The organism is Coprococcus sp. AF21-14LB, assembly GCF_003458885.1.
GTDB lineage: Bacteria > Bacillota > Clostridia > Lachnospirales > Lachnospiraceae > UBA9414.
In genome coordinates, this window is the sequence record NZ_QRVX01000017.1 from 1 (window position 1) to 26,964 (window position 26,964).

A 26,964-nucleotide genomic window follows, 5' to 3' on the forward strand; every position below is an offset into this window, starting at 1 on the left:
TGTACAAAAATCACCTTTTTATATCGGTGAGTTTCTTCAAAACCTCAGCATTTTCACCAGGCAGAGAAGATACTTTCCCCATACACAGACTGGCTGACCCGTCCGCGGCCTGGTACAATTGGAAAGAATCACATTCAGAGCAGTTCCTGTTAATTCAGAACTGCTCTTTTTATCTGCTCTGAATCTGATACTTCCCTTATGAATTATACATTTGAAGTTGTTCTTAAAAATGCAACGCCATTCTTCCCGCAGTTAGTTGCTAATGATGTTTATCTTCCGATTAAGCAAGAAGTAGTCGAAAAAGCAGGTGAAGGTTGGGAGAAAAAACCAGAAACTGCTGTAAGCAATGGACCTTTCTTCTTAGAAGAATATCAGGTTGGTTCACATATGTTATTTAAGAAAAATCCACATTACTATGCAGCAGATGAAGTAAAACTTCCAGGTATCAAAGCAGTTATTATTGCTGATGATAATACTGCATATCAGGCATATCAGGCGGGAGAAGTAGATGTTATGGATCATCTTCCGGCAGAACAGATTCCTCAGATTGTAGCAGAGGATCCATATGTAATCGTTGGTGCAGATACTGGTGCACAGTTCTTGAACTTTAATGTTGATAAAGCACCATTCGATAACCTTCATGTAAGAAAAGCAGTTGCAATGGCTATTGATAGAAAACAGATTACAGAACAGGTATTAAAAGACGGTTCTGTACCGGCAAGCGGATTTATTGCTCCAACTTGTCAGAAGACAGATGGTTCTTCTTTCCGTGTAATGGAAGAAGATGGTTATCCGGCAGAGGAATATGGTATTAATCCACGTCAGGCTAATGTGGAAGCAGCTCAGAAAGAACTTGCAGAAGCTGGTTATCCAAATGGAGAAGGCTTCCCGGAAGTAGAACTTGCATATTCTAACAGTGAAAAGAATAAGAGACTCTGTGAAGCGATTCAGCAGATGTTGGAAACAAATTTAAATATTAAAGTAAAACTTCGTGCAGAAGAGTCCAGTGTATTCCAATCTACAAAGAGCAAAGGTGATTACCAGATGGCTCCTGGTGGATGGACAAATAATCCGTATGATGCCAGTGGACTGATTAAACTGTTCCATTCTCAGAACGGAAATAATACATGCCAGTGGAGATGGAAAGAGTACAGAGGTGCTTCTCATGATACAACATTAAATCCAGGAAATAAAGCATTTGACGAAGCATTTGATAAAGCAACGGCATCATTGGGTGAGGAAAGAGATAATGCATGGGTGGAAGCAGAGAAAGCTCTTATGGAAGATGTACCTGTAACTGCGCTTTATTATCCATCTTTCGTAGCTCTTGTAAACGAAGATAACGTAGAAAATGTTGAACGTACATTAGGCAATTCATTTATGTTCAGCCACGCAGAAATCGTTGAGTAGTTTTTAATTTTTAGGAAGACCGGAAAGTGCTTTACTTTTCGGTCTCCCTATTATTAGAGGAGAAGTAATATGCTGAGATATGTGATAAAAAGAGTAATTTCTGCAATTATTACAATTTGGTTCATTATGACGCTGACATTTATTTTGATGAATGCGATTCCTGGTGATCCATTTGCCAGTGAGAAGATGAATGATCCGGTGATTATTGCAAATATGAAAGCAAAATACGGACTTGACAGACCACCAATTGAACAGTACGGAACATATTTATGGAATTATCTGCATGGTGATTTCGGTATTTCATTTATGAAAAAAGGACTTACAACGAATGATATTATTTCAGCAGGATTTCCGTATTCGTTAACAATAGGTATTTGGGCGTCTGGAGTCATTTTGATATTTGGAGTGTTTTTTGGAATTATTGCAGCTTTGCGACAAAATAAGTTTATAGACAGGATATTGATGATACTATCGACATTGGGAGCTACCATCCCGAGTTTTGTATTTGCGACAGGATTTCTGTTTTTATTCAGTAAAATATTAAATTTGGTGCCATCTTATGGAGTAAATAGCTGGAAAGGATATATTGGACCGGTTATAGTCAGCGCCCTTTTCTCGCTGGCCTATATTGTTCGTCTTACTAGAACATCAACACTAGATGTTCTGAATCAGGATTATATTCGAACAGCGAGAGCCAAAGGACTTCCAGAGTGGAAGGTGCTTGGAAAACATGCATTAAGAAATGCACTTCTTCCGGTGGTAACTTATATAGGACCGATGTTTGCAGCGTTGATTACAGGATCCTTTGTTGTTGAGAAAGTATTTGGTATTCCGGGAATCGGAAACTTATTTACTAATAGTATTCTTAACAGAGACTACACATTAATTATGGGAATTACAGTATTTTTCTCAATTATACTTGTAATATGTATTTTGGTAGTCGATATTCTGTATGTATTAATTGATCCACGTATTAAATATCAGTAAAATAGGTGATTAAAGTATGAGTGAAAAAAACAGCAATATTTCTCCGGAATTATGGGCTCCATTAGAACAGGATGAAAAAAATGCAGAAAAGATGGAGCGTCCAAGTCTTACATTTTTGCAAGATGGATGGAGAAGATTAAAATCTAACAAAATAGCGATTTTATCTTTAGTTGTAATTATAGTTCTTACAATTGGAGCTATTTTTATTCCAATGTTCTGGAAATATGATTATAAAACGCAGGACTTGGAATTAGCCAATATTCCGGTTGTGATGAAAGTATATCCTTTAGAAAATGGAAAAAATATATATGTAACACCGCAATATACGGTTATTGTAGTGGATGAAAAAGGAAATCTTGAGGGACTTGCAGAAACAAAGAATAAGGACATGACAGCAAAGAAAAACTATTTCGATGTTGAAGGAAGTGAAATTTGTGTCGATTACAGTACCTATTCAGAAGCAAGTAAAGAATTCAAAAAAATAGAAAAGAAAGCAGCAAAAAAAGGTTTAGATAAAATCGATATCAAAGGAATTACATATTTAGAAGAATATTTTGCAGGAACTGACACAACAGAAGTTACTGTAGAAGAAGCGAAAAATATTCTGGAAAATAAAATTCAGCGTACAGTAGTTTCCTGTGATGGAGAGGAACTTACAAACCAGGAGAAACTTAGAAATAAAACATATTTACTTGGAACAGATGGTCTTGGGCGTGATTTATTTATTCGTATCGTATATGGAGCACGTATTTCACTTCTTGTTGGATTCTTTGCAGCATTCATCAACTTTGTTGTAGGAGTTTTTTATGGTGCAATTGCCGGTTATTTTGGCGGAGCAGTTGATAATATTATGATGCGCGTGATCGACGTATTAGACTCTATTCCAATGACGCTTTATGTTATTTTAATTATGGTTGTAGTTGGTCCTGGTATTACATCTATTATCCTGGCATTAGGATTGACATTCTGGGTAAAAATGGCTCGTATTGTCAGAGGGCAGGTTTTAACTTTGAAACAACAGGAGTTTGTTAAAGCAGCCATTGTGACAGGAGCCGATACAAAACGAATTATTATTAAACATTTGATTCCAAATATGATGGGACCAATTATGGTAAATATCGCAATGCAGATTCCAAGTGCTATTTTTAATGAAGCATTCTTGAGTTTTGTAGGTTTGGGAATTTCAGCGCCAATGGCTTCCTGGGGAACACTTTGTAATGATGCGTTAGCCGGAATTTATGTTTATCCATATCAGATGGTATTCCCGGCGATTGCGATTTCAGTAACTATTTTGACATTTAACTTATTCAGTGATGGTCTGAGAGATGCATTTGATCCAAAACAGCGTAAGTAAGGAGGAAATCCAGATGAGTGAAAAATTATTAGATGTTAAAAATTTACATACCTCTTTCTTTACGCATTTGGGAGAGGTAAAGGCAATTCGCGATGTTAGTTTTGATTTGAATAAGGGTGAAATCATTGGTATTGTCGGTGAATCCGGAAGTGGAAAAAGTGTAACATCACTTTCTATCATGGGACTTTTAGCATATCCGGGCAAAGTTACCGGAGGTGAAATTCTTTTTAATGGAGAAGATCTTTTGAAAAAGAAAAAAAGTGAGATGCGTAAGATTCAGGGGGATCATATCGCAATGATCTTTCAAGATCCAATGACATCTTTAAATCCTTTATTTAAAATTGGTGATCAGATTACAGAAGCTATTTTAACACATCATAAAATCAGCAAAGAAGATGCCAAGAAGCGTGCTCTTGAAATGCTGCGTTTAGTTGGGATTCCTTCACCGGAAAAGAGATTTCATTCCTATCCGCATGAATTTTCAGGTGGTATGAGACAGAGAGCTATGATTGCTATGGCACTTTCGTGTGAGCCGGAATTATTGATTGCAGATGAACCGACAACGGCCTTAGATGTTACTATTCAGGCACAGGTGTTAGCTTTGATGAAGGAATTGAATGAAAGACTCGGCACAGCTACTATTTTAATTACACATAACTTGGGATGTGCTTCTAGTATTTGTGATAGAATCATTGTTATGTACGGTGGGAAAATCATGGAAGAAGGAACAACAGAAGAAATTTTTTACGAACCGCATCACCCATATACAATGGGGCTCTTGAACTCTGTTCCAAAGGTAACCGGTGAGGAATCTAAGCAAAGACTCGTTCCGATTCTTGGAACACCGCCGGATATGCTTCATCCGCCAACAGGATGTCCATTTTATCCTCGGTGCAAATATGCTATGAAAGTTTGTGCATCTATGCCGGTTCCAGAAGAATATATTAGCGATACACATCGTGTAAGCTGTTTCATGTGTCATCCGGATGCACCAAAGAATGAAGATTATGAAAGTCAGAAGGGAGGAATCCGTAATGGCAAATAATACGCTTCTGGAAGTAAAAGACCTAAAAATGTATTTTGAAAATAAAAAAGGGCTTTTAGGTAAGAAAGTAGAATATGTAAAAGCGGTAGACGGCGTTTCCTTCAAAGTACAAAAAGGGGAAACAATCGGACTTGTAGGGGAATCCGGATGTGGTAAATCAACCACAGGATATTCAATTATGCGTCTCTATAAGCCAACATCCGGACAAATTATATTTGACGGAAAGGATATTGCGCAATTGAGCGCCTCTGAGGTATGGCCGTATAGAAAAAGAATGCAGATGATTTTCCAAGATCCATATGCATCATTAAATCCTAGAATGACAGTATCTGATATTATTGGTGAACCACTGGACATTTATCATCTGTTTGAAGGAAAAGAAAGACAGGAGCGTATTTACGAACTGCTAAATACAGTCGGTCTTGGAAAAGATCATGCAAGTCGTTATCCACATGAGTTTTCAGGAGGGCAAAGACAGAGAGTCGGAATTGCAAGAGCATTGGCGGTAAATCCAGATTTTGTTGTTTGTGATGAACCTATTTCAGCGTTGGATGTTAGTATTCAGGCGCAAGTAGTAAATATGCTGGAAGATCTCCAAGAAAGTTTAGGACTTACATATTTATTTATTGCACATGACCTTTCTATGGTAAGACATATATCTAAGAAAGTAGGGGTTATGTACTTAGGATCTCTTGTGGAATTTGCAGAGACAGAAGAACTATATGAGCATACGCTTCATCCGTATACAAAAGCCCTTATGTCAGCAGTTCCTGAACTTGATCCGGCTATCAGTAAAAAGAAGAAACCAGAAATGCTTCAAGGAGATGTTCCAAGTCCGATAGATACGCCGATTGGCTGTAAATTTGCATCAAGATGCCCTTATGCTACACAGCGTTGTAAAGAAGAAAGACCAATATTTAAAAATGTAGGAAATGAACATTATGTAGCATGTCATTTAGTTGAATAATGAGTCATAGAGAAAGGGGAAAGCTATGAAATATAATTTTGATGAGCCTGTAGACAGAAGTAAAAACCGTTCTGCAAAGTATGACGAAAGAGTGAAAAATTTCGGAACAGATCAGGTAATTCCACTTTGGATTGCCGATATGGATTTCCAAACAGCACAGCCGATTATTGATGCCTGCAAAAAGAAAGCAGAAGAAGGTATATGGGGATATACATCTCGTCCAGACAGTTATTTTAAGGCTTATGCTGATTGGCAGAAGAGGCGAAATGGATGGACATTAGATACAGACTTATGCAGCTGGTGTTTGGGGGTAGTTCCAGCCCTTGCAGTTATTATTAAACTATTTACGGATAAGGAAGATAAAGTTTTGATTCAGCCACCTGTTTTTCCGGAATTTTTTGAAATTACAGAAAACACAGGAAGAACGCTCGTACAGAATAATTTCTTAGAGCATGATGGTGTATGGGAAGTGGATTTTGAAGAATTTGAAAGACTGGTAAAAGATCCTAAAGTGAAACTTTTTATCTTATGTAATCCGCATAATCCGTTGGGACGTGTTTGGACGCAGGAAGAACTGGCTAAAATGCTTAGACTCTGCTTTGAAAATGATGTATTGGTAGTTTCAGATGAAATTCATTCAGATATCATATTTCATGGGAAAAAGCACATACCGGCAGCTATTGCAGTACCGGAAGCTGATCAAAAAATCATCACATGTATTTCAGTAACAAAAACATTTAATCTTGCAGGGCTTCAGGCGTCTACGACAGTGTTCCCTAATATGGAGATGAAAAAAGCATTTGACGCTTACTGGAGTGGAATGGATGTACATAGAAATAATGCCTTTAGTTCAGTGGCAATGGAAACAGCGCTGAATGAGGGTGAAGAATGGCTGGAACAGCTTTTGGAATATATTTCTGGTAATCTGGACTTTATTCGTGACTATTTTGAGGAGCACATTCCGAGCATTAAGGCTAATATTCCAGATGCAACTTATCTTGTTTGGTTAGATTGCAGAGCATTAAATATGAGTAATGCAGAATTGAAAAAGTTTATGGTTGAAAAAGCAGGCTTAGGTTTAAGCCCTGGCTCAGACTTTACAAGAGAATTAAGTGGATTTATGAGATTAAATGCAGCATGTCCACGAGTTGTATTACAAAAAGCACTAAAACAATTAGAGGAAGCGGTAAACAATTTATCTTGCTAAACGGAGGTAAAGAAAATGCATGAACTGACACAATTAATTAAGGAAGATATGCGTCCGGCACTTGGTGTGACAGAGCCGGGAGCAATAGCATATGCAGTTTCAAAAGCAAAGTCATTTGTTCCGGGGGCGATTGAAAATGTAACGCTTCTATTAAATAGTGGTATGTATAAAAATGCCTATACTTGTGGAATCCCAAATAGTCATTTTTACGGAAATGAATATGCGGCAGCTTTGGGTGCAATTGCAGGAAACCCTGAAAAAGAACTGGAGAGTCTTGCAGATGTGACAAAAGAAGATAATGATGCCGCTGGGCAACTTGTAGCAGAAGGCAAAATTACAGTAAAAATGAGTGAGATCACAAGCCGCATTTTTATTGAGGCACAGGTAAAAACAACGGGCGGAGAAGCGATGGTAAGAATTCGTGACGCACATACCAATATTGTTCGGATTGAAGTAAATGGTCAGGTTGTTCTGGAAAAGGAGGAAATCACTGAATCCAATACGCAGGAAGAACCGCCTCTGATCCACAACTATACGTTGAGTCAGATTGTTGCATATGTGAAAACAGTTCCGGCAGAGGAGATTGAATTTATCAAAGCAGCGTATGAGATGAATTACGCACTGTTCGAAGAAGGAATCCGAAATCCAAGAACAACATATGCACGTTATCTGCTTGAGAAAAACGATGGGAAGATCATCTCACAGAACGAATTGAATACAGCTTCACTGCTCTGCAATGCGGCAATTGAAGCGCGTGTTATTGGTCTGGATAAGCCGGCTATGAGTATTACGGGTTCGGGAGCTCATGGAATCATTGCGACAATGCCGTTATATGGTGTATGTAAGATACGAGGACTGAGTGATGAGATGTTATATCGTGCGACAGCTTTGAGTTATCTTGTTTGTATGTATATTAAAGAATACTCCGGCAAACTTTCTGCATTTTGTGGCTGCGGTATTGCGGCAGGAACCGGAATGGCATGTGCATTAGTGTATTTGAATGGCGGAGATGAACATGCGATGGCAAGAACAATTAATAATATGTCCAGCAGCATTACCGGTATGATCTGCCATGGTGGAAATAAAGGATGCACCATGAAAGGAATTGTAGCTGTGAATGCAGCATTTCAGTCAGCGGATTTTGCAATGCATGAGATTTATATTGATGAAATTCATGGAATTAATGGAGCTTCACCGGAAGAGACGATGCGGTATATGGGTGAAATTGCATCTCCGGGAATGATTGGAACGGAAAAAACGATAGTAGATATTTTACAGGAAAAAAGTCAATAAGAGAAAACAGATTATTTCTGCTGGCAGACGATGAGCTGCCGGCAGTTTTTTTATTTGTAGTGTTTCTACTTTTTTACACAGATTTAACAGAAAAAGGTATTTGGATTTAACAATGGGACATTATAGTAATAGATGTCAACAGAAATGAATTAAAAGAGGAGATCATATATTATGAAAAAGTTAACAGTATTACTATTAGCAGGAGTTTTAGCAGGAAGTGTACTTACAGGATGTGGAAGTAAAGACAGCGATGCAGCTGATGGGGGAAACAAGGAAGGAGCTTCCGGATGGGATGAAGCAGGAAAAATTTCCGTTGTATCAAGAGAAGATGGTTCCGGAACAAGAGGAGCATTCGTAGAACTTTTCGGAGTTGAAGAAGAAAAAGACGGCGAGAAAGTGGATATGACAACAGCAGATGCCAATATTACAAACAGCACATCAGTTATGATGACACAGGTTGCCGGAAATGAATACGCGATTGGATATACATCTCTTGGTGCATTAAATGATACGGTCAAAGCAGTAAAAATTGGCGGTGTAGATGCATCGGCAGAGAACGTAAAGAATGGCAGTTATGAAATTTCAAGACCATTTAATATTGCGGTAAAAGAAGGCGTAAGTGATGCAGCCAAAGACTTCATGGGATTTATTATGAGTGAAGAAGGACAGGCAATCATTGAAGAAGAAGGTTATATTCCGGTAGAAGTAGAAGGAGCTTATGCATCTACAGGAGCATCAGGAAAAGTAACAGTAGGCGGTTCTTCTTCCGTAGCGCCGGTTATGGAAAAACTTGCAGAAGCATATAAAAAAGTGAATACAAATGTAAATGTGGAAGTGCAGCAGAGCGACTCTACAACAGGAATGACATCAGCAATGGACGGATCTTACGATATTGGAATGGCATCAAGAGAACTGAAAGATTCTGAATTAGAAGGCGGACTGACACCAACGGTCATTGCACTTGACGGAATCGCAGTCATTGTTAATAACGATAATGCAACAGAAGATTTAACAAAAGATCAGGTAAAAGCAATTTTTACAGGTGAAGTTTCTACATGGAAAGAAGCTCTTGAAAAATAATCGGGAGAGAGAATAAGAGGTATAGCAGATGAAACAGTGGAAAGAGCGGGCAATGCACATTGTATTTCTTGTAGCAGCGTGCATGTCGATTATGGCAGTCATTTTAATCTGTGTATTTCTCTTCGGAAATGGAATTCCAGCTATTCAGAAAATCGGGTGGCTGGAATTCCTTTTCGGGGAAATATGGCGGCCGTCCAACAATCTTTATGGAATTCTTCCGATGATTCTTGGAAGTATTTATGTAACGGCAGGAGCGATTGTGATCGGTGTTCCGATTGGAATTCTGACAGCAATTTTTATGGCGTTTTACTGTCCAAAGAAAATTTATCCAGGGTTAAAGGCAGCGACAGAACTGCTGGCCGGAATTCCATCAGTTGTGTATGGATTTTTCGGTCTTGTAGTATTGGTACCGGTTATTCGTGAATTCCTTCCGCCGGGATATGACGGAAATTCAATGCTGACAGCTTCTATTTTGCTTGGTATCATGATTCTTCCGACGATTATCGGTGTGACAGAATCTGCGCTTAGAGCAGTGCCGATATTTTACTATGAAGGAACATTGGCGCTCGGAGCTACTCATGAGAGAAGTATTTTTAAAGTTGTGCTTCCGGCAGCAAAATCCGGTGTGACAGCAGGTGTTATTCTTGGAATCGGAAGAGCTATTGGGGAAACAATGGCGGTAATTCTTGTCGCAGGTAACCAGCCGCGTATGCCAAAAGGGCTGATTGAAGGTGTCCGCACGTTAACATCTAATATTGTAATTGAAATGGGATATGCGACAGATCTTCACCGTGAAGCTTTGATTGCGACGGCGGTTGTACTGTTTGTTTTTATCTTATTGATCAATTTATGTGCGTCTGCCTTACAGCAGAAGAAATCTTAGAAACGGAGGAAAGAAATGATGACAACACAGCATGAAAGTTTAAAAAAGAAAACTCATCTTCCGTCTTTGATTATGAAGATATTTGTGTATTTATCTGCGGCAATTACATTTACGGTACTCATTCTTTTAATCGCATATATTATGATCAAAGGAATTCCGCATCTGAAACCGGAATTTTTCTCGCTGCACTATACATCGGATAATGTCTCCTTTGTTCCGGCGCTGATTACAACAGTGATTATGACGGCGTTGGCATTGATTGTGGCAGTTCCTCTCGGATTATTTGCGGCAATCTATCTTGTAGAATATACGGGAAAACGAAAAAAGTTAGTAGGGATGATTCGTCTGACAACAGAAACATTGTCAGGAATTCCATCAATTGTATATGGTTTGTTTGGTATGCTGTTTTTTGTAAATACACTGGAAATAGGATTCTCGATCCTTGCAGGTGCGGCAACGCTTTCTATTATGATTCTGCCGCTGATTATGCGTACTGCAGAGGAAGCGTTGAAATCAGTTCCGGATTCTTTTCGAGAAGGCAGTTTCGGACTTGGTGCAGGAAAACTTCGTACGATTTTTCATGTAGTTCTTCCGGCAGCAGTGCCTGGAATTATGGCAGGTATCATTCTTGCTATCGGACGTATTGTTGGAGAGACGGCGGCGCTAATGTACACGGCAGGAACGGTTGCGAAGATTCCGAAATCACTTTTTGATTCCGCCAGAACACTTTCTGTTCATATGTACAGCCTGTCAAATGAAGGGCTATACATGAATCAGGCCTATGCGACAGCGGTTATTCTACTTGTATTAGTAATTGTGATGAACGCGGCATCAGGAGCATTTGCAAAGAAATTTATGAAAGGTAGAGACAATGGATAAAATTACAATTAAAAATGTGGATCTGTTTTATCAGGATTTTCAGGCATTGAAAAATATTAATCTGTCAATTGAAGAAAAGAAAATTACAGCGTTTATTGGGCCGAGCGGTTGTGGAAAATCAACTTTGCTGAAGTCGCTAAACCGTATGAATGACTTAGTTGACGGTTGTAAAGTGACCGGAGAAATCTGCTTGGACGGAGAAGATATTTACAAGAATATTGATGTGAACTTATTAAGAAAGCGTGTTGGAATGGTATTCCAGAAACCAAATCCATTTCCGATGAGTATCTATGATAATATTGCATATGGACCTCGCACACATGGTATCCGCTCGAAACAAAAATTAGATGATATTGTGGAAAAATCACTGCGTGGTGCAGCAATTTGGGAAGAAACAAAGGATTGTCTGAAGAAAAGCGCGCTGCAGATGTCAGGAGGACAGCAGCAGAGGTTATGCATTGCAAGAGCCCTTGCGGTACAACCGGAAGTACTTTTGATGGACGAACCGACATCGGCGCTTGATCCGGTATCTACCTCTAAGATCGAAGACCTTGCAATGGAGTTGAAAAAAGATTATACTATCGTTATCGTAACACATAATATGCAGCAGGCAGTCAGAATTTCTGATAATACAGCATTTTTCCTGCTTGGAGAGATGGTAGAATATAATGAAACAGAGAAATTATTTTCCATTCCGTCAGACAAACGAACGGAAGATTATATTACAGGGAGGTTTGGCTAGGCTATGCGGAGCAGATTTGATAAAGAACTGGACACTCTTAATTTACGTCTGATTCAGATGGGAAAGAGCTGTGAAGAAGCGATTGAGAAAGTAACACAGGCGCTGCACAAGCGTTCAGAAGAGATGGCGCGGGAGATTATCCGGGAAGATGAGAGTATTGACCGGATGGAGAAAGAGATAGAGCAGATGTGTCTTCGGCTTCTTCTAATGCAGCAGCCTGTAGCAAAGGATTTGCGGCAGATCTCTGCAGCGTTGAAAATGATTACGGATATGGAGCGCATTGGCGATCAGACGGCAGATATTGCAGATATTATTCTTCACAATGACTTTAAAGGCGAGTATCACCTTTCGCAAGTGGATAAGATGTCAGAGGCAGTCGCGAAAATGGTACAGGAGAGCATCCGGGCATACGTTAATCGGGATCTCGCCCTTGCAAGACAGGTAATGGAGGAAGACGATAAAGTAGATGAGCTTTTCCTGCAGGCCAAAAATTCCCTTGTGAAAGTGATCAGAGAAGAGCAGGGCAGTCATGGAGATGAGATTGTGAATCTTGTTATGGTAATGAAATATCTGGAACGTATTGGCGATCACGCGACAAATATAGCGGAGTGGGTGGAATTTTCTATTACGGGCGTACACAAGGATGGCAACCACGCCGAATATGAAGTGTAGAAGGAGAAGAACATGATCTATTGTGTTGAGGATGATAAAAATATCAGAGATCTGGTAATCTATACGCTGGAATCCACAGGAATGAAAGCGGAAGGCTTTGGAGACGGAAAAGCGTTTAAAGAAGCGCTGAAGGAAAAAAAGCCAACGCTGATTTTGATGGATATTATGCTTCCGGGAGAGGATGGGCTTTCTCTCCTGAAAGAATTAAAGACATCAGCAGCAACGAAAGAAATCCCGGTAATTATGGTAACGGCGAAAGGTTCTGAATATGACAAAGTTGTAGGGCTTGATGGCGGGGCAGATGATTATATTACAAAGCCTTTCGGGATGATGGAGCTTGTTTCAAGAATTAAGGCAGTCTTGCGCAGAACGATGCCGGAAGAAAAAGAAATTCTCCAGTCGGGGATCTTAAGGCTGAATGTGAAGAAGCATGAAGTGACGGTAGAGAATAAAGAAGTTATCCTAACACTGAAAGAGTTTGAACTTCTGGAGAAACTCCTCAAGAACAGCGGTATCGTGCTGAGAAGAGATCGCCTTCTTGAAGAAATCTGGGGGTATGATTATGCGGGAGAAACCCGTACGGTGGATGTGCATATTCGTACCCTGCGTCAGAAACTGGGAAAAGCCGGTGACCTGATCGAGACAGTAAGAGGTGTCGGATATCGGATAGGAGCAGAGAATGAGCAGTAAAATACAAAGAAGCATGGTGCTTGTGCTTAGCATAACCCTGCTTCTTTCTTTCGCGTTTACAACGCTGGTATTGTATCAGCAGACGTTGGAAGATATGAAGCGGGAAGTGCGGCAGGAAGTGAAATATATTGAGAAGGCGTTGGAGATTTCAGAGAAGGATTACCTTTCTGATTTAGACGAATTTATTGGTGGAAATCGTCTGATGCTGATAGAGAAAAACGGAACGGTAGTTTATGATTCCAGCACAGAAAAAGTAGAAAACGTGCCAAACCACGGAAGCCGCGAGGAAGTTCTGGAAGCATTGGAACACGGTGAAGGCGAGGCGCTTAGAAGGTCAGACACATTTAAAAAACAAACATATTATTATGCCAAATACCTCAGCAACGGAAAAGTTCTGAGAATTTCTAAAACGACAGATACTGTATTTAGTACGATGGCAGATCTGCTTCCGAGTCTCGGGATTATGGCTGTTGTCATGATCACGATAGCATTGATTATGGCAAAATGGCAGACAAATCGTCTGATTAAGCCGATTAATGAGATTGATCTGGAACATCCGACAAGTCATATTGCTTATGAGGAGTTACTGCCGCTTCTTCAAAGTATTGAAAACCAAAATCAGGAAAAAGCGAAAGTAGAGCAGATGAGGAAAGAGTTCTCGGCAAATGTATCTCATGAGCTAAAGACACCGCTTACATCGATTTCCGGCTATGCGGAATTGATGATGAATGGTCTTGTGCGTCCGGAAGATATACAGACGTTTGCGGGAATTATTTACAACGAAGGCAATCGGATGCTGACGCTTGTGGATGATATTATCCGTCTTTCGCGTCTGGATGAAGAGAGTATTGAACTGGAAAAAGAAAAAGTGGATTTCTTTGATATGGCAATGCAGATCTGTCAGAGGTTATCGCTGAAAGCTAAGAAACAGGATGTACATATGGAAGTGACAGGAGAACATGTAACGTATGTGGGAATCCGTCAGATTCTTGAAGAGATGATCTATAATATAGCGGATAATGCTATTAAATACAATCAGCCGGGAGGATATGTGAAAATCTGGACCGGAGCAGTTATGGGAGTGCCGAAAGTGATTATTGAAGACAATGGAATTGGAATTCCGGAAGAATCACTGGAGCGTATTTTTGAGCGGTTTTACCGGGTAGATAAAAGCCATTCAAAAGAGACCGGGGGTACCGGACTCGGACTTTCCATTGTGAAGCATGGAGCAATTCTCCATAATGCAAGAGTGAATGTAGAAAGTACGCTCGGAAAAGGAACGAAGATGGAATTGATTTTTGAACCAAAACGGAGACAGAAGGAGAGCCGGGAATAAATTCCCGGCTCATTTCATGTTCTAATGTATAAGATTATTTGTTTACTTTTGCTTTATGATTTTTGAAAACCATAGCGCCAACTAAACCGGCAATAGATCCGCCGATTGCACCTAAAACAAGTGCGGCAACAACCTTCAGCGGTGGGTTGAATGCGAATGGAGCAAGCAGTCCAGGAATTGGAGATGCTGTTCCAGGCGCGTTGTTGATAATTCCAAGTGCGGCAGCGGCGATACCGGCAAGACCTCCTCCGAAGAAGTTAGAACCATAAATCGGGATCGGATTGGCAGTGATGATAGGTGCCTGTGTCAGAGGTTCTAACATAACAGCCATAACGTTGCTCTTGTCACCAAGTTTTAATTTGTGGAAAATAAGTCCATTTGTAAAGGAACCACCGAAGCAAGCGATTGCTGCGATACCCATTGCAAGACCTTTCAGTCCGAGCATAGCAGTCAATGCCATAGAGCTAAGCGGAGATGTACAGATCATCTTCATAATTCCACCGAGTAAGAATCCCATTACAAGAGGAGACTGTTCAGCTGCAGCAGTAATTGTTCCACCGATTTTAACAAGTGTAGCGTTAACAACCGGGTTAACAGCGAATGCTACGAAATGTGCAAGTGGTGCTACAACAAGTGCCCCTACGATTACGTTCAGACCTTCCGGCAGTTTCTTCTCAAGAAGCGGAGAAATAAGTCCTACTACATATCCGGCAACGAAGCCTGGAAGAATGCCGTATGATCCGATTGCAACACCGGCAGAAATCGCAAGAACCGGATTAGCGCCCATACTGAGCGGTACAGCGATTGCTGCAGCAACGCCGCCAAGACTTCCGGAAGTTGTACCAACTGTCTTAAAGAATTCCAGATTCAAAAGATCGCCCGTAATATAGCTGTGAATCGCTTCTACGAGGAATGTTGCGATAGCGGCGTTAGCCATACCGCTCATAGCCTGTGAGCCTTTTGGTGCTTTCATACTGAATAAGGAGAAAGCAGCCAGAGTTAACAGGAGTAAACCTACTCCACTAAGAATAGTCATCATAATTTGTTACCCTTCCCTTCAAATTCTATTTCCAAATCTCTTTGATGACGTTACTATAATAATCAGGTTTCAAAAAACTACAAATGGTGTCAAAGAAAATTGAAAAAAGTGAAGAAAATGGACAAGTTTGTGCAAAATGCACAAAAATTAGTTCTGGCTATACAGCATTAATGCATTTAAAAAGTTCTTGATTTTTACGTTCCCATGCTTGTCGGATTTGCCGCGTATAAAATCCATTTCTTTTCGAACCTGTTCAAAGTTATAAAGCGTTGTGGAATACTCCATAAAAATATCATTAGAATAGTCTTCCAGCCCAAGATGAGCAAGGTTGACCATGCCGGCATTTGCAGCACGCCGGATACGCTGCTCTACGGATTTTGGATTGTCGCTGAACTGACCGCAAAGTTCATTTAAAGTAGAGTCATCTACTGTTTGTCCGTGTTCTACAAGAAAGTCTATAAGAGCGATAATATCTTTGCTTCCGATCTCTCCTATGATGCCAAGTTTTTGAAGAACATTTTTTAACTTCGTGATATATTTCTTTTCTGTTTGTTTTACAGTGGCGGCAGTATGATTGGAGAGTTGTTTCAGGTCGTGGCTGAGAAGAGACTGCATCTTTTCCAATGTCTGGCGCATTGTAACAGTCTGGCAGACTGTTCGGATGACGCTTTCCACTTCGACACTGTTGATTGGTTTATGGATATAAAATTCAATGCCGCTTTCATAAGCATCAGAAATCATATCTTTGGAAGAAACCTGGGAGAGCATGATAAAAGCAATATCGGGATTTGTCTGCTTTAGCTTGCTCACAAAGCTGATTCCGTCCATTTCCGGCATTAAGAGATCGACAATTACAATATCCGGATGGGCAAATGAAATATCTTCAAGAGCCTCGACGGGATCTCCGCAGGAACCGCAGACATTTCCGAGTTTTCGATCTCGGATGATTAATTTTAAAATATTTCTAATATTGGAATCATCATCTACTAAATAAAAATTCATGAATTAGCCTCCAGTTCATTCTTTGGAATTTGAATTGTGAAAGTGGTATTACCGGGGCTGGATGCAACACAGATGGATCCGTGAAGCTGACTTGTAATCAGATCTTGCACCAGATTCAGTCCGAGTCCGCGGCTGATCTCGCCGGTGGAATAGTTGATCTTTGTAGAAAATCCCGGATGGAAGATTTCCGGAAGATCTTCTTTGGCAATACCTGGCCCGTTGTCACATATTTCTATCAAATAATTGCCGTCCTGTTCGTGAATCTTTAGCTGGATTACTACGTTAGAATCTTCTTCTGCAGCTTCGAGTGCATTTGTAAAAAGATTACGAAAAATGGACATAAAGAAATAGTGCTTGTCTGTATAGAGTTTTGGCGGGAAGTCGGTTAAAAGCTCAAAGCTGCGGTGCTCAAGGAGCGGACTTCCGTGAAAAGAAGATTCTACAATATGAAGAATCTCTCGCATATACATACCTTCATCCTGCACATTCATATCCAGGGCATCGGAAATGCCCCGCAGGATTAAGTTGTATTCTTTTTTTATTTCATGTATGTCTTTTGCAACGCTAAGCGCAGTCTTCGTTAGTTCTTCATCTGCTTCCACCCGTTTCAGTTCGTGAAAAAGCCGGTAAGATGTATTCATTGTATTTTCGATGAGTTCCGTGTTCTTTTTCATCCAGATGACTTCTCCATTCAGTTTGGAAATGAGGAGCATAAGCTTCTGATAACGCTCGGCATGTTCCTGCTTTAAGAGAACAAGATGATATCTCTGCAGCAGTGAGAGGAAAAGCCAGATGATGCAGGAGCGGATCACGGCGATTAGAAGAATACTTGCCTGGGTAGAAATGTGGAATGCGGAAACATTAGAACGCAAAAGCAATTCTACAAAGTTAGCGGCGTAATCCATCAATATAAAATAGAAAAAATCGGAAAACCGTTTGAAAAAGGTACGTCTGCGCCGGGCAAACAATGTAAGAAGCAGACCGTATGTGATGTAGAAAAACATTTCCGGAAAGCAACTGACCAATGCGCCGTCAAAGGTGTTCTGTTCTATTAGATATTGAAGAACTCTTGATAAAAATACAGCTCCGCCGGAGAAAAAGGTAATTGCCGGAAGAGAAATATCATCGAAGAGAAATAAAAACACAGGAATACATATAATTCCAACGGAAATACGAAAACTGGCATCAAACAGACTAATCTGAAACTGAGCTGCGATGGCAATGAGAAGACTGAGCAAAAAAGATGTTTTCCATGTTGCGTTTGAAAAGGAATGATGCTGTATCATAAAATCCCCCTGTATGCTATAATATCTTTATTTCTTTATTCTAACACAGGGGAAAGATCTTTGAAAGAAAAGAATCGGAAAAACCTAATGTATTGTCGAGAAGGACAAAAAAATTGTGTTAAAATAAGAATAGAATGCAGTTAAGAGAGAACAAGTCAGGAGGAAACAGCAGATGAAGATTATTTTTATTAGACATGGTGAGCCGGACTATTCGATTGATTCACTGACGGAAAAAGGCTGGCGTGAGGCATATGCATTGGCAGAGCGGATTCAGAAGTGGAAAGTGAAGGAGTTTTATGTTTCACCGCTTGGCAGAGCCAGGATACGGCAAAGGCAGGAATGAGTAAGCTAGACCGGCAGGCAGTAACGCTGGACTGGCTTGAAGAATTTCGTGCCAGAGTAGATGAGCCTATCAGCGGCAGAAGAAAAGTACCATGGGATTTCTTCCCGGAACATTGGACAAAAGACGACCGTTATTATGAGAGGGATCATTGGACAGAAGGAGATATTATGACGGCGGAGGTAAAGGATGTATATGAAGAAACATGTCAGGGGCTGGATGCACTCTTGGAGTCTTATGGATATGTAAGAGAGGGAAGATATTATCGGGCAGAAAGACATAATGACGATACGATTGTACTCTTCTGTCATATGGGAATTATCGCGGCTATGATGTGCCATCTGACGGGAATCCCAATGCCGCTTCTGATGCATGGATTTTTCCTGGCGCCGACGTCTGTCAGTATTGTTCAGACAGAGGAGAGAAAAGATGATGTTGCATATTTTCGCTGTCAGGTGTTTGGAGATACTCAGCATCTTCATGATGCGAACGAACCGATTTCGTCCTCAGGATATTATGCAGAAGCATTTCAGGGGTAAGAGATGGCGGAAGTAAGTTGTTTGTGATACAATAGCTGCAGAATAAATTTGCAGATATGGAATGGTCTATAAACTAGGAGGTATTCGTATGACGATATTAACGACAATAAAAGAAACGGTAAACACACTCTTCAAGAGAGAATGGACAGTAACAGAAAAAGTACTTGTGGCAGCCAATTGTCTGCTGCTTGGTACGATGATCGGAATGCTGTTAGCGCCGCGAAAAGGCAATTTTGCGCTTGGTTCCTATAACAAAAATTATTCTTGTCCGGATATTGACGAAGAAGGCTGGATTGATGAGGAAGACTAAAAAAGTTTTAAAAGAAGCGCAGAAGGAGGAAAGAAAGATGACATATATCGCAGATGAGAAGCGTTATGAGAAAATGCAGTATCGCCACAGTGGAAAAAGTGGGTTAAAACTTCCGGAAGTATCCCTTGGGTTATGGCATAACTTCGGAACGAATGATGATTTTGAAAATATGACAGAAATGTGCAAGGCAGCATTTGATGCAGGAATTACACATTTTGATCTGGCAAATAATTACGGACCGGTTCCGGGAAGTGCGGAAGAAAATTTTGGACGGATAATTAATGGAGATTTGAAACCATATCGGGATGAACTTATTATCAGTACGAAAGCAGGATATGAAATGTGGCCGGGACCATACGGAGACGGCGGCAGCCGGAAATATCTGCTGTCAAGTCTGGATCAGAGTCTGAAGCGGATGAAGCTTGAGTATGTGGATATTTTTTATCATCACCGGATGGATAAAGAAACACCTCTTGAGGAAAGCATGGAAGCTCTCGATACTGCTGTGAAGAGCGGAAAAGCGCTTTATGCGGGAATTTCCAACTATGATGCAAAAACAACAAAAAAAGCAATGAAGATATTGAAGAAGCTGAACTGTCCATTTGTGATCAATCAGGTAAGATATTCTATATTTGATCGTTGGATTGAGGAGGATGGTCTGAAAACATTTGCAGAAGAGAATGGATGCGGTCTGATCGCATTTAGTCCGTTGGCACAGGGGCTTCTGACGGACAAATATCTGCACGGAATCCCGGAGGACAGCAGAATACGCCGCGATGGAAGGTTTTTGAAAGAAAGTGCGCTTACAGAAGAACGGCTGGAAATGATTCGGGAACTGAATGAGCTGGCGGAAAATCGAGAACAGACGCTGGCGCAGATGTCGTTGTCATGGATTCTAAAAGACCGGGCGTTGACAAGTGTTTTGATTGGCGCATCAAAGCCGGAGCAGATTCTGGAGAATGTAAAAATTGTTGGAAAAACAGACTTTACTCAGGAAGAGTTAAAGAGAATTGACTTAATCTGTAAAGGAAAGAAACTGCACAACAGAAAAGAGAAAGAATAATGGACTAGAAGAAAGGGAGAGCAGGAAAATGAAATTTACAAAGATGCAAGGACTGGGAAATGATTATGTCTATGTGAATTGTTTCAAAGAAACGGTTCCGAATCCACCGGAGATAGCCCGTTTTGTCAGCGACCGTCATTTTGGAATTGGATCAGATGGGTTAATTATGATTAATCCGTCTGAGAAGGCTGATTTTGAAATGGAAATGTATAATGCAGATGGAAGCCGGGGAGAGATGTGCGGTAATGGAATCCGCTGCGTTGGGAAATTTGTCTATGATTATGGCCTGACAGATCAGACCGAAATTGCTGTTGAGACACTGGCAGGAATCAAATATTTGCATCTGACTGTGGAAGATGGAAAAGCAGTTGAGATTCGGGTAGATATGGGGAGTCCGGTGCTGGATGCAGATGAGGTCCCGGTTGTATCCAGGAATGAACAGGTGGTGGATGAGCCAATTGTTGTAGATGGAAGAGAATACCGAATGACAGCAGTTTCCATGGGAAATCCGCACACTGTCGTATTTGTAGAAGATGTGAAAGGCTTGAATCTTGAAAAGATCGGACCGAAATTTGAACAGCATGAGCGTTTCCCGCAGCGTGTAAATACAGAATTTGCGCGGGTGCTGGATCGCAGAACAGTAGAAATGCGCGTTTGGGAAAGAGGATCCGGCGAGACGCTGGCTTGTGGAACAGGAGCCTGTGCAGTTGCCGTAGCGTGTATTTTGAATGAATTGACAGAGGATGAGGTAACTGTGAAACTTCTTGGAGGCGATCTTAAAATCCAGTGGGATCGAGAAAAAAATAAGGTATATATGACCGGTCCGGCAGAGATTGTATTTGAGGGAGAAATCTCTATTTAATTAAAGGGTTGTGCAGGCGGAGAAGTCTGTAGTATATCCGATACGAAAAGCCGCTCTTGCAGATGATATATGTCTCTAAAGCAGAGAAGGAATATCATGAACTGCAGGAGCGGTTTTTTGTACATAGGATTTTGAAGGAATTTCTTATATAACAAAAAAACGCCCAAAGGACGTTTTTAGAAGCTACGGATAGAGGACTCGAACCTCTACTAACAGAGTCAGAGTCTGCTGTGCTGCCATTACACCAATCCGCATTAGTAGATAATTAATGATAAGTTTTCAAGAAAAAAGGACGTATAACGTCCCGCCCCTGCCAAGGAGTCGAAGTGACAGGATTTGAACCTGCGACCTCTGCGTCCCGAACGCAGCGCTCTACCAAACTGAGCCACACTTCGAAAAAACTACGGATAGAGGACTCGAACCTCTACTAACAGAGTCAGAGTCTGCTGTGCTGCCATTACACCAATCCGCATTAGTAGTTGTTTCGCTTGTCTTTCGCAACGAACAAATTTATTATATCAAACTTTCGTGAAAAATCAATCTTTTTTTTTGAAAAAATGATGAATTGTGAAAAGTGCATAATATATATGAGAAGAAATGAAGATATAAAGGCAATAGATACAAAAAAACAGCTGCCTTTTCTTGAAATCAAAAAGAAGCAGCTGCAGTGGATAATAGAACATTAGTCAGTAAGAGCATATTCCAGAATGTAATCATCAGTAGAAAAACCGCCTCCAATGTCGGTCAGTTGTTCCTTGACAACAGTAAATCCAAGATGTTTGAAGACTTCAAGCGCTTTGCTATTCTTCTTACTGCATGTAAGCCGGATACAGTTCAGACTGCGTTTACGGCAGATACCGAGCAGGAACTGAAAAACATTTGTGGCAATATGATTGCCCTGACATTCTTCATGGATGTAAAGTCCGCTTAGGAAGAGGGTACGGTCTTCTTCTTTTATGCCAACATATCCTGCCATTAAGTATTCGTAGATTAAGACAAAATATTCATAGCCTTTCATGATCTGACTGTTGATCGCATCGACAGACTGAAATTTCTCAAGCATGTAATCTACTTGTGGCTGACCGAGGACCGGAGTGAGGTATTCGTGCCAGATATCATCTGCTAATGCTTCAATATTGTAGAGAAGTTCTGCTGTGTCAGCAGGAACAATGCGTAAATCTTCCATAAATTAAGTCTCCTTTGAAAATATGTTTATAAAAATATAACTTTTTAATCAGTCACATTAATGCTATTATTATAGTAGAAAACACTGCAGGAAACAATAGACTTGCAGGATATCTTTAAAGAAAGATCAGGGATAATTATGAAAGAATATGTAAAACTGACGGATGTCAGGAAAGTATATCGTATGGGAGAAGTTGAGATTGCAGCGGCAGACGGAATTGATTTCACGATTGAAAAAGGAGAATTTGCTGTTGTGGTAGGACCAAGCGGTGCGGGAAAGACGACAGTGCTGAATATTCTTGGAGGAATGGATACAGCTACAAGTGGTGAAGTGCTTGTGGATGGTGTTGATATCGCAAAATTTAATCACAGACAATTAACTGCCTACCGGAGAGATGATATTGGTTTTGTATTCCAGTTTTACAATCTGATACCGAACTTGACAGCGCTGGAAAATGTGGAGCTGGCGCTTCAAATCTGTAAAGATCCTCTGGATGCATCAGAGGTATTGACGGAAGTCGGACTTGGAGAACGACTGAAGAACTTTCCGGCACAGCTGTCGGGAGGAGAACAGCAGAGAGTTTCCATTGCCAGAGCTTTGGCGAAGAATCCGAAGCTTCTTCTTTGCGATGAGCCGACAGGAGCGCTTGATTACAACACAGGAAAAGCTATTTTGAAACTTTTGCAGGATACATGCAGGAAAAAGGGAATGACAGTTATCCTGATTACACATAATCTTGCCATTGCACCGATGGCAGACCGGGTAATTAAAATCAAGAATGGTAAGGTATCAGAGATGAATGTGAATCCGAATCCGGTTCCGGTGGAAACAATCGAGTGGTAAATATACGATAAGCGAATAAGAGATAGAATGGCGGGAGATACCAATGAAGAAAAGAGCAATGAAAAAAGATTTCTGGATGGAAATTAAAAAAAGCCGGGGACGTTTTTTATCTATCTTTCTGATTGTGGCTCTGGGTGTATCATTTTTTTCTGGAATCCGTGCGGCAGAGCCGGATATGCGGCTGTCCGGGGATGCGTATTTTGACGAACAGAACTTGATGGATTTGAAAGTGCTTGGCACACTTGGCATTACAGAAGAGGACTTAGAAGAAATAGAAGCGCTTTCCACTGTGGAAAGGTAGAAGGCGGTTACAGCATCGACGTACTCTGCAATGTGGGAGAGCGGCAGAAAGTACTCCATGTGATGTCAATGCTTCCGACAATGAACAGCATTGTTGTGGAAGAAGGACGTCTGCCAAAGACGAAAGAAGAATGTCTGGTAGATGTGGATTTTCTTACTGCAAATGGATACAAAATCGGAGATCAAATCCATTTAGAGTCCGGGCGTGTGGAAGAAGATCTGTCAGAATCTTTGAAGGCAGATACATATACGATTGTCGGTTCCGGAAGCAGTCCATGTTATATTTCCTTTGGAAGGGGAAGCACACAGATCGGCACCGGAGAGATCAGCGGCTTTCTTGCAGTGATGCCGGAGGCCTTTGCTATGGATGTTTATACAGAGGCATATGCAGCTGTAAAAGGGGCGGAAGAAGAAACTGCATTTACAGATGGCTATGAAAAGAAGGTAGACTGTGCAGAGAAAGACATTGAGAAGATTCAGGAGCTGCGATGTGAAGCGCGGTATGAGGAAGTGACCGGCGAGGCAAAGGAGAAGCTGGCAGAGGCGAAAGAAGAGCTGGCAGACGGAAAGGCTGAGACGGCAGGAGAGCGTTGCGAAAGCGGCGCAGAAGATTGCGGACGGAGAGAAAGAGCTTCAGGATGGAAGCCGGCAGTTGGCAGATGGACAGAAGGCTTTAAAGGCGGCAAGAGAACTTCTGATTACGAAGCAGAAAGAACTGGATAAAGGGCGGGAAACCTATGAGACCGGACTGGCGCAGTATGAGGCCGGACGCAGGGAATATGAGGCGAAGAAAGCTGAATTTTATGAACAACTGCCGGGACTTGAGCAGGAGATTGCAGCAGGGGAGGCAGAACTTGAGGCGAAACTTGCCGAAGCAAGAGCGCAGCTGGATGAACAGTGGGCAAACTATGAGAAGCTTGATAACGTGATCAAAGATACGAAAGCAGCGCTTGAGGAACTTCAGAAAAAGTTGGAGGAGGCAAAGGAAGAAGAGGCGGCAGCATGGCTTCTGGAACAGATGAAGAAACTGCTTCCGCAGATGAAAGAAAGCCTTGCAAAACTGCAGGAACAGATTGTTATAAAACAACAGGAACTTCAGCAGATAGAAAGAGAGTTGGAAGACATTTCCCAGGCAAAGAGCAGCATTTCCGATGAAATAGCCGGATTGGAGAAGAAACTTGCAGCGCTGCATGAGGAACGAAATGCGCTAGAGCAGGCGGGAGAAATGATTCCGGAAGAATTGCTTTCAGAAATTGCTTCACAGGAGACAGCACTGGCTCAGAAGCAGTCAGAACTTCAAATGTGGGAAGCAAAATTTGTCGAAGCGAAAGCAAGAGAAGAAGCAGCCCGGAAAGAGCTGGACAGCCTGGAAACGTCTGCTGCATTTCTAAAAGAACAAATAGACCTTGTGACGAATGCAAAGCCGGAAGATCTTGAAGAAATTGGTAAGGTAATTGCCGGACTTCAGGAAGAAATCAAAAAACTGCAGGAACTTCTGGAAGAAAAGGGAGATCTAAGTGCATTTCGGGAACAGTTAGAAGCAGGAGAGGCAGAACTTGCTGCCCAGGCAGAAGCCGGGAGAGCACAGCTGGCCAGTGCAAGACAGCAGCTGGAAGAGGGGAAAGCCGCTATTATTGCAGCGGGAAATAAACTGGATACTTCTAAGAAAGAGCTAGATACAGCTTACCGGACGATTGTAAGCGGTCAACGGCAGATCAATGCCGGCTGGAAAGCGCTTCGGGAGAACGAACAGACATTAAAAGATGCGAAGGCAAGTCTGACGGCGGGAGAAGAAGAGCTGGCGATTGGTAAGAGTGAGTATGAAGACGGAAAGCAAAAGGCCGAAGAAAAGTTCCGGGAAGCTGAAGAGGAGATTGCGAAGGCTGAGAATGAGATTGAAGAAATCGCTGAACCGGAATGGTATCTTATGACAAGAGACTCTTTGACGGAGTACGGCGGTTATGGAGATAATGCGGAACGTATGAGAGCGATCGGAAAGGTATTCCCGGTGTTGTTCTTCCTTGTGGCGGCGCTGATCAGTCTGACGACAATGACAAGAATGGTAGAAGAGCAGAGAACACAGATCGGTACATTAAAAGCGCTCGGCTACAGCAAGTTGGAGATTGCAGGTAAATACTTGAATTATGCGCTTCTGGCATCGGTTGGAGGTAGCATTGTGGGAGTGCTCTTTGGTGAGAAAGTCTTTCCATTTATCATTGTATATGCATATAAGATTATGTATAAACACATTCCGCATATCGTAATTCCGTATCATCTTTCTTACGGGGTTATGGCAACACTGGCAGCAGTGGCATGTACATTTTTAGCAACATTGATTTCCTGTTATCGGGAACTGGCATCAACGCCGGCTGTACTGATGCGTCCGCCGGCACCGAAAGAGGGAAAACGTATTCTCTTAGAGCGGATTACATTTTTATGGAAGCATTTCAGCTTTATCTGGAAATCAACTTTCCGAAATCTCATCCGCTATAAGAAACGGTTTTTTATGACGATTTTTGGAATCGGGGGCTGTATGGCGCTGATGCTTGTGGGATTTGGACTGAAAGATTCTATTTATTGTATACTGGATCTGCAATATCAGGAAGTGCAGGAATATGACGGAGCAGTATATTTGAAGGAGAATGCTTCTCCAAGCGGGAAAGAGGCGCTTGTGGATTATCTGGATCATAATGACGAGATCGGACAGACAGCAGAGCTTTATATGAAAATGATTACCGTAGAACATGGGAAGGAAACACAGGAACCATATCTTACTGTTGTAAAGAATAAAGAAGAGTTTGAAAAACTGGTGCATTTCCGGGATCGACTGACAGGGGAAACTTATGAGATTCAGGATGATGGTGTGATGCTAAGTGAGAAACTGGCATCGATGCTGGAAGTAAAGCGCGGTGATACCATTACGATTGTAAATGAAGAGCGTGGAAACCGGGAAGTTAAAGTCACAGATATTTGTGAAAACTATCTGGGACATTACATTTACATGAGCGGTGCGTACTACAAGGAGCTGTACGGAGAAGAGGCAGTGTACAATTGTTTCTATTTTGACCAGAAAGAATATAACGAGGTGGAGCTTCAGAAGATTGGAGAAGATGTACTTGCTTATCCGGATGTGCTGAATATCAGCTATGCAGATACAATGCGTGCACAGATGGACGATATGCTTCGGAGTCTGAATCTTGTTATTGTAGTATTGATCATTTCCGCAGGTGCGCTGGCATTTATCGTGCTGTACAATCTGAATAATATCAACATTACTGAACGGCAAAGAGAACTGGCTACCTTGAAGGTACTTGGATTTTATGACAAAGAAGTAGGCGCCTATGTCTACAGAGAAAATATACTTTTAACAATCATCGGAGCTTTTGTTGGATGTGGACTTGGATGGCTTCTTCACAGATATGTGATTGTCACTGTGGAAGTAGAAGAAGTAATGTTTGGCCGTCAGATTGATTTTTCGAGTTTTGTGTATAGCTTTTTGTTTACTGTGGGATTTTCGCTTATTGTCAATTTTGTGATGTATTTTAAACTAAAGAAGATTGACATGGTAGAATCTTTAAAGAGCGTGGAATAAAGTTTATAGAATTTTTATAAAGTTTAAAATATTATTAGCACTCTTTTGAAAAGAGTG

27 protein-coding genes and 3 tRNA genes are annotated in these 26,964 nt (G+C 41.2%); 23 read left to right on the forward strand and 7 right to left on the reverse strand.

What is annotated here, in order from left to right; all coding sequences use genetic code 11:
- Positions 1-198: 198 nt before the first annotated feature.
- The 14 genes from DWX73_RS05970 to DWX73_RS06035 all read left to right on the forward strand — a co-directional run bounded on the left by DWX73_RS05970 (position 199) and on the right by DWX73_RS06035 (position 14,545).
- On the forward strand, positions 199-1,410 hold the full coding sequence (locus DWX73_RS05970; protein WP_242996652.1) for a peptide ABC transporter substrate-binding protein: 1,212 nt from the start codon (positions 199-201) through the stop codon (positions 1,408-1,410).
- Between the two features lie 69 nt (positions 1,411-1,479).
- Positions 1,480-2,397, forward strand: coding sequence for an ABC transporter permease (locus tag DWX73_RS05975; RefSeq protein WP_118347811.1), 918 nt, complete (start codon positions 1,480-1,482; stop codon positions 2,395-2,397).
- A 16-nt stretch (positions 2,398-2,413) separates the two neighbouring features.
- Complete coding sequence (locus DWX73_RS05980; RefSeq protein WP_118347813.1) at positions 2,414-3,751, forward strand: ABC transporter permease; 1,338 nt, start codon at positions 2,414-2,416, stop codon at positions 3,749-3,751.
- A 13-nt stretch (positions 3,752-3,764) separates the two neighbouring features.
- Complete coding sequence (locus DWX73_RS05985; protein WP_118347815.1) at positions 3,765-4,796, forward strand: ABC transporter ATP-binding protein; 1,032 nt, start codon at positions 3,765-3,767, stop codon at positions 4,794-4,796.
- Positions 4,786-5,763: an ABC transporter ATP-binding protein gene (locus tag DWX73_RS05990; RefSeq protein WP_118347817.1), complete on the forward strand. Its 978-nt coding sequence runs from the start codon at positions 4,786-4,788 to the stop codon at positions 5,761-5,763. The genes DWX73_RS05985 and DWX73_RS05990 overlap by 11 nt, the downstream gene beginning before the upstream one ends.
- A gap of 25 nt (positions 5,764-5,788) precedes the next feature.
- Positions 5,789-6,970 (forward strand): MalY/PatB family protein, encoded by a 1,182-nt coding sequence (locus tag DWX73_RS05995; protein ID WP_118347819.1) that lies wholly within the window; start codon positions 5,789-5,791, stop codon positions 6,968-6,970.
- A 15-nt stretch (positions 6,971-6,985) separates the two neighbouring features.
- On the forward strand, positions 6,986-8,263 hold the full coding sequence (locus tag DWX73_RS06000) for an L-cysteine desulfidase family protein (protein WP_118347821.1): 1,278 nt from the start codon (positions 6,986-6,988) through the stop codon (positions 8,261-8,263).
- A 171-nt stretch (positions 8,264-8,434) separates the two neighbouring features.
- Entirely contained in the window at positions 8,435-9,343 is a 909-nt protein-coding gene (locus DWX73_RS06005; protein WP_118347823.1) for a substrate-binding domain-containing protein, read from the forward strand.
- 28 nt (positions 9,344-9,371) lie between these two features.
- The gene (pstC, locus tag DWX73_RS06010) at positions 9,372-10,226 is read left to right on the forward strand and encodes a phosphate ABC transporter permease subunit PstC (protein WP_118347825.1); all 855 of its coding nucleotides are present in this window, start codon (positions 9,372-9,374) and stop codon (positions 10,224-10,226) included.
- A gap of 72 nt (positions 10,227-10,298) precedes the next feature.
- Complete coding sequence (gene pstA, locus DWX73_RS06015; RefSeq protein WP_442871983.1) at positions 10,299-11,105, forward strand: phosphate ABC transporter permease PstA; 807 nt, start codon at positions 10,299-10,301, stop codon at positions 11,103-11,105.
- Positions 11,098-11,847: a phosphate ABC transporter ATP-binding protein PstB gene (pstB, locus tag DWX73_RS06020; RefSeq protein WP_118347829.1), complete on the forward strand. Its 750-nt coding sequence runs from the start codon at positions 11,098-11,100 to the stop codon at positions 11,845-11,847. The genes pstA and pstB overlap by 8 nt, the downstream gene beginning before the upstream one ends.
- A gap of 3 nt (positions 11,848-11,850) precedes the next feature.
- Positions 11,851-12,519 (forward strand): phosphate signaling complex protein PhoU, encoded by a 669-nt coding sequence (phoU, locus tag DWX73_RS06025; RefSeq protein ID WP_118347831.1) that lies wholly within the window; start codon positions 11,851-11,853, stop codon positions 12,517-12,519.
- 12 nt (positions 12,520-12,531) lie between these two features.
- Positions 12,532-13,209 (forward strand): winged helix-turn-helix domain-containing protein, encoded by a 678-nt coding sequence (locus tag DWX73_RS06030; protein ID WP_118347833.1) that lies wholly within the window; start codon positions 12,532-12,534, stop codon positions 13,207-13,209.
- The gene (locus DWX73_RS06035; protein WP_118347835.1) at positions 13,199-14,545 is read left to right on the forward strand and encodes a sensor histidine kinase; all 1,347 of its coding nucleotides are present in this window, start codon (positions 13,199-13,201) and stop codon (positions 14,543-14,545) included. The genes DWX73_RS06030 and DWX73_RS06035 overlap by 11 nt, the downstream gene beginning before the upstream one ends.
- Before the next feature lie 34 nt (positions 14,546-14,579).
- Here the strand turns inward: DWX73_RS06035 and DWX73_RS06040 are convergent, their stop codons facing one another.
- The 3 genes from DWX73_RS06040 to DWX73_RS13920 form a co-directional block, all read right to left on the reverse strand.
- Entirely contained in the window at positions 14,580-15,581 is a 1,002-nt protein-coding gene (locus DWX73_RS06040; protein ID WP_118347877.1) for a PTS sugar transporter subunit IIC, read from the reverse strand.
- Between the two features lie 150 nt (positions 15,582-15,731).
- Entirely contained in the window at positions 15,732-16,586 is an 855-nt protein-coding gene (locus DWX73_RS06045) for a response regulator (RefSeq protein WP_118347837.1), read from the reverse strand.
- Positions 16,583-17,872 carry a sensor histidine kinase gene (locus tag DWX73_RS13920; protein WP_118347839.1) on the reverse strand — a complete coding sequence of 430 codons (1,290 nt, stop codon included), beginning with the start codon at positions 17,870-17,872 and terminating at the stop codon, positions 16,583-16,585. The genes DWX73_RS06045 and DWX73_RS13920 overlap by 4 nt, the downstream gene beginning before the upstream one ends.
- 172 nt (positions 17,873-18,044) lie before the next feature.
- On the opposite strand from DWX73_RS13920, the gene DWX73_RS13925 reads away from it, so the two are divergent.
- The 5 genes from DWX73_RS13925 to dapF all read left to right on the forward strand — a co-directional run bounded on the left by DWX73_RS13925 (position 18,045) and on the right by dapF (position 20,986).
- Entirely contained in the window at positions 18,045-18,215 is a 171-nt protein-coding gene (locus DWX73_RS13925) for a histidine phosphatase family protein (protein WP_242996654.1), read from the forward strand.
- On the forward strand, positions 18,212-18,751 hold the full coding sequence (locus DWX73_RS06055; RefSeq protein ID WP_242996656.1) for a histidine phosphatase family protein: 540 nt from the start codon (positions 18,212-18,214) through the stop codon (positions 18,749-18,751). Before DWX73_RS13925 ends, DWX73_RS06055 begins: the two co-directional genes overlap by 4 nt.
- Before the next feature lie 88 nt (positions 18,752-18,839).
- Positions 18,840-19,061, forward strand: a complete 222-nt coding sequence (locus tag DWX73_RS06060; RefSeq protein WP_118347841.1) for a hypothetical protein — start codon at positions 18,840-18,842, stop codon at positions 19,059-19,061.
- Positions 19,062-19,098: 37 nt separating this feature from the next.
- Positions 19,099-20,124, forward strand: coding sequence for an L-glyceraldehyde 3-phosphate reductase (mgrA, locus tag DWX73_RS06065; protein ID WP_118347879.1), 1,026 nt, complete (start codon positions 19,099-19,101; stop codon positions 20,122-20,124).
- A 28-nt stretch (positions 20,125-20,152) separates the two neighbouring features.
- Complete coding sequence (dapF, locus tag DWX73_RS06070; protein ID WP_118347843.1) at positions 20,153-20,986, forward strand: diaminopimelate epimerase; 834 nt, start codon at positions 20,153-20,155, stop codon at positions 20,984-20,986.
- A 183-nt stretch (positions 20,987-21,169) separates the two neighbouring features.
- On the opposite strand, the gene DWX73_RS06075 is transcribed toward dapF, so the two are convergent.
- The 4 genes from DWX73_RS06075 to DWX73_RS06090 all read right to left on the reverse strand — a co-directional run bounded on the left by DWX73_RS06075 (position 21,170) and on the right by DWX73_RS06090 (position 22,172).
- Positions 21,170-21,240 (reverse strand) — tRNA-Gln (locus DWX73_RS06075).
- Positions 21,241-21,307: 67 nt separating this feature from the next.
- Positions 21,308-21,381 (reverse strand) — tRNA-Pro (locus tag DWX73_RS06080).
- Between the two features lie 6 nt (positions 21,382-21,387).
- A tRNA-Gln gene (locus tag DWX73_RS06085) sits at positions 21,388-21,458 on the reverse strand.
- A 210-nt stretch (positions 21,459-21,668) separates the two neighbouring features.
- Positions 21,669-22,172 (reverse strand): GNAT family N-acetyltransferase, encoded by a 504-nt coding sequence (locus tag DWX73_RS06090; protein WP_118347845.1) that lies wholly within the window; start codon positions 22,170-22,172, stop codon positions 21,669-21,671.
- A gap of 138 nt (positions 22,173-22,310) precedes the next feature.
- On the opposite strand from DWX73_RS06090, the gene DWX73_RS06095 reads away from it, so the two are divergent.
- The 4 genes from DWX73_RS06095 to DWX73_RS06110 are packed head-to-tail and all read left to right on the forward strand — an operon-like array spanning position 22,311 to position 26,907.
- The gene (locus DWX73_RS06095) at positions 22,311-23,015 is read left to right on the forward strand and encodes an ABC transporter ATP-binding protein (RefSeq protein ID WP_118347881.1); all 705 of its coding nucleotides are present in this window, start codon (positions 22,311-22,313) and stop codon (positions 23,013-23,015) included.
- Between the two features lie 43 nt (positions 23,016-23,058).
- On the forward strand, positions 23,059-23,316 hold the full coding sequence (locus DWX73_RS06100) for a hypothetical protein (RefSeq protein WP_118347847.1): 258 nt from the start codon (positions 23,059-23,061) through the stop codon (positions 23,314-23,316).
- Positions 23,317-23,375: 59 nt separating this feature from the next.
- A complete protein-coding gene (locus DWX73_RS06105) occupies positions 23,376-24,038 on the forward strand; it encodes a hypothetical protein (RefSeq protein ID WP_147334776.1) in 663 nt (220 codons plus the stop codon).
- Positions 23,968-26,907, forward strand: coding sequence for an FtsX-like permease family protein (locus DWX73_RS06110; protein ID WP_242996658.1), 2,940 nt, complete (start codon positions 23,968-23,970; stop codon positions 26,905-26,907). Before DWX73_RS06105 ends, DWX73_RS06110 begins: the two co-directional genes overlap by 71 nt.
- The last annotated feature ends 57 nt before the right edge of the window (positions 26,908-26,964 follow it).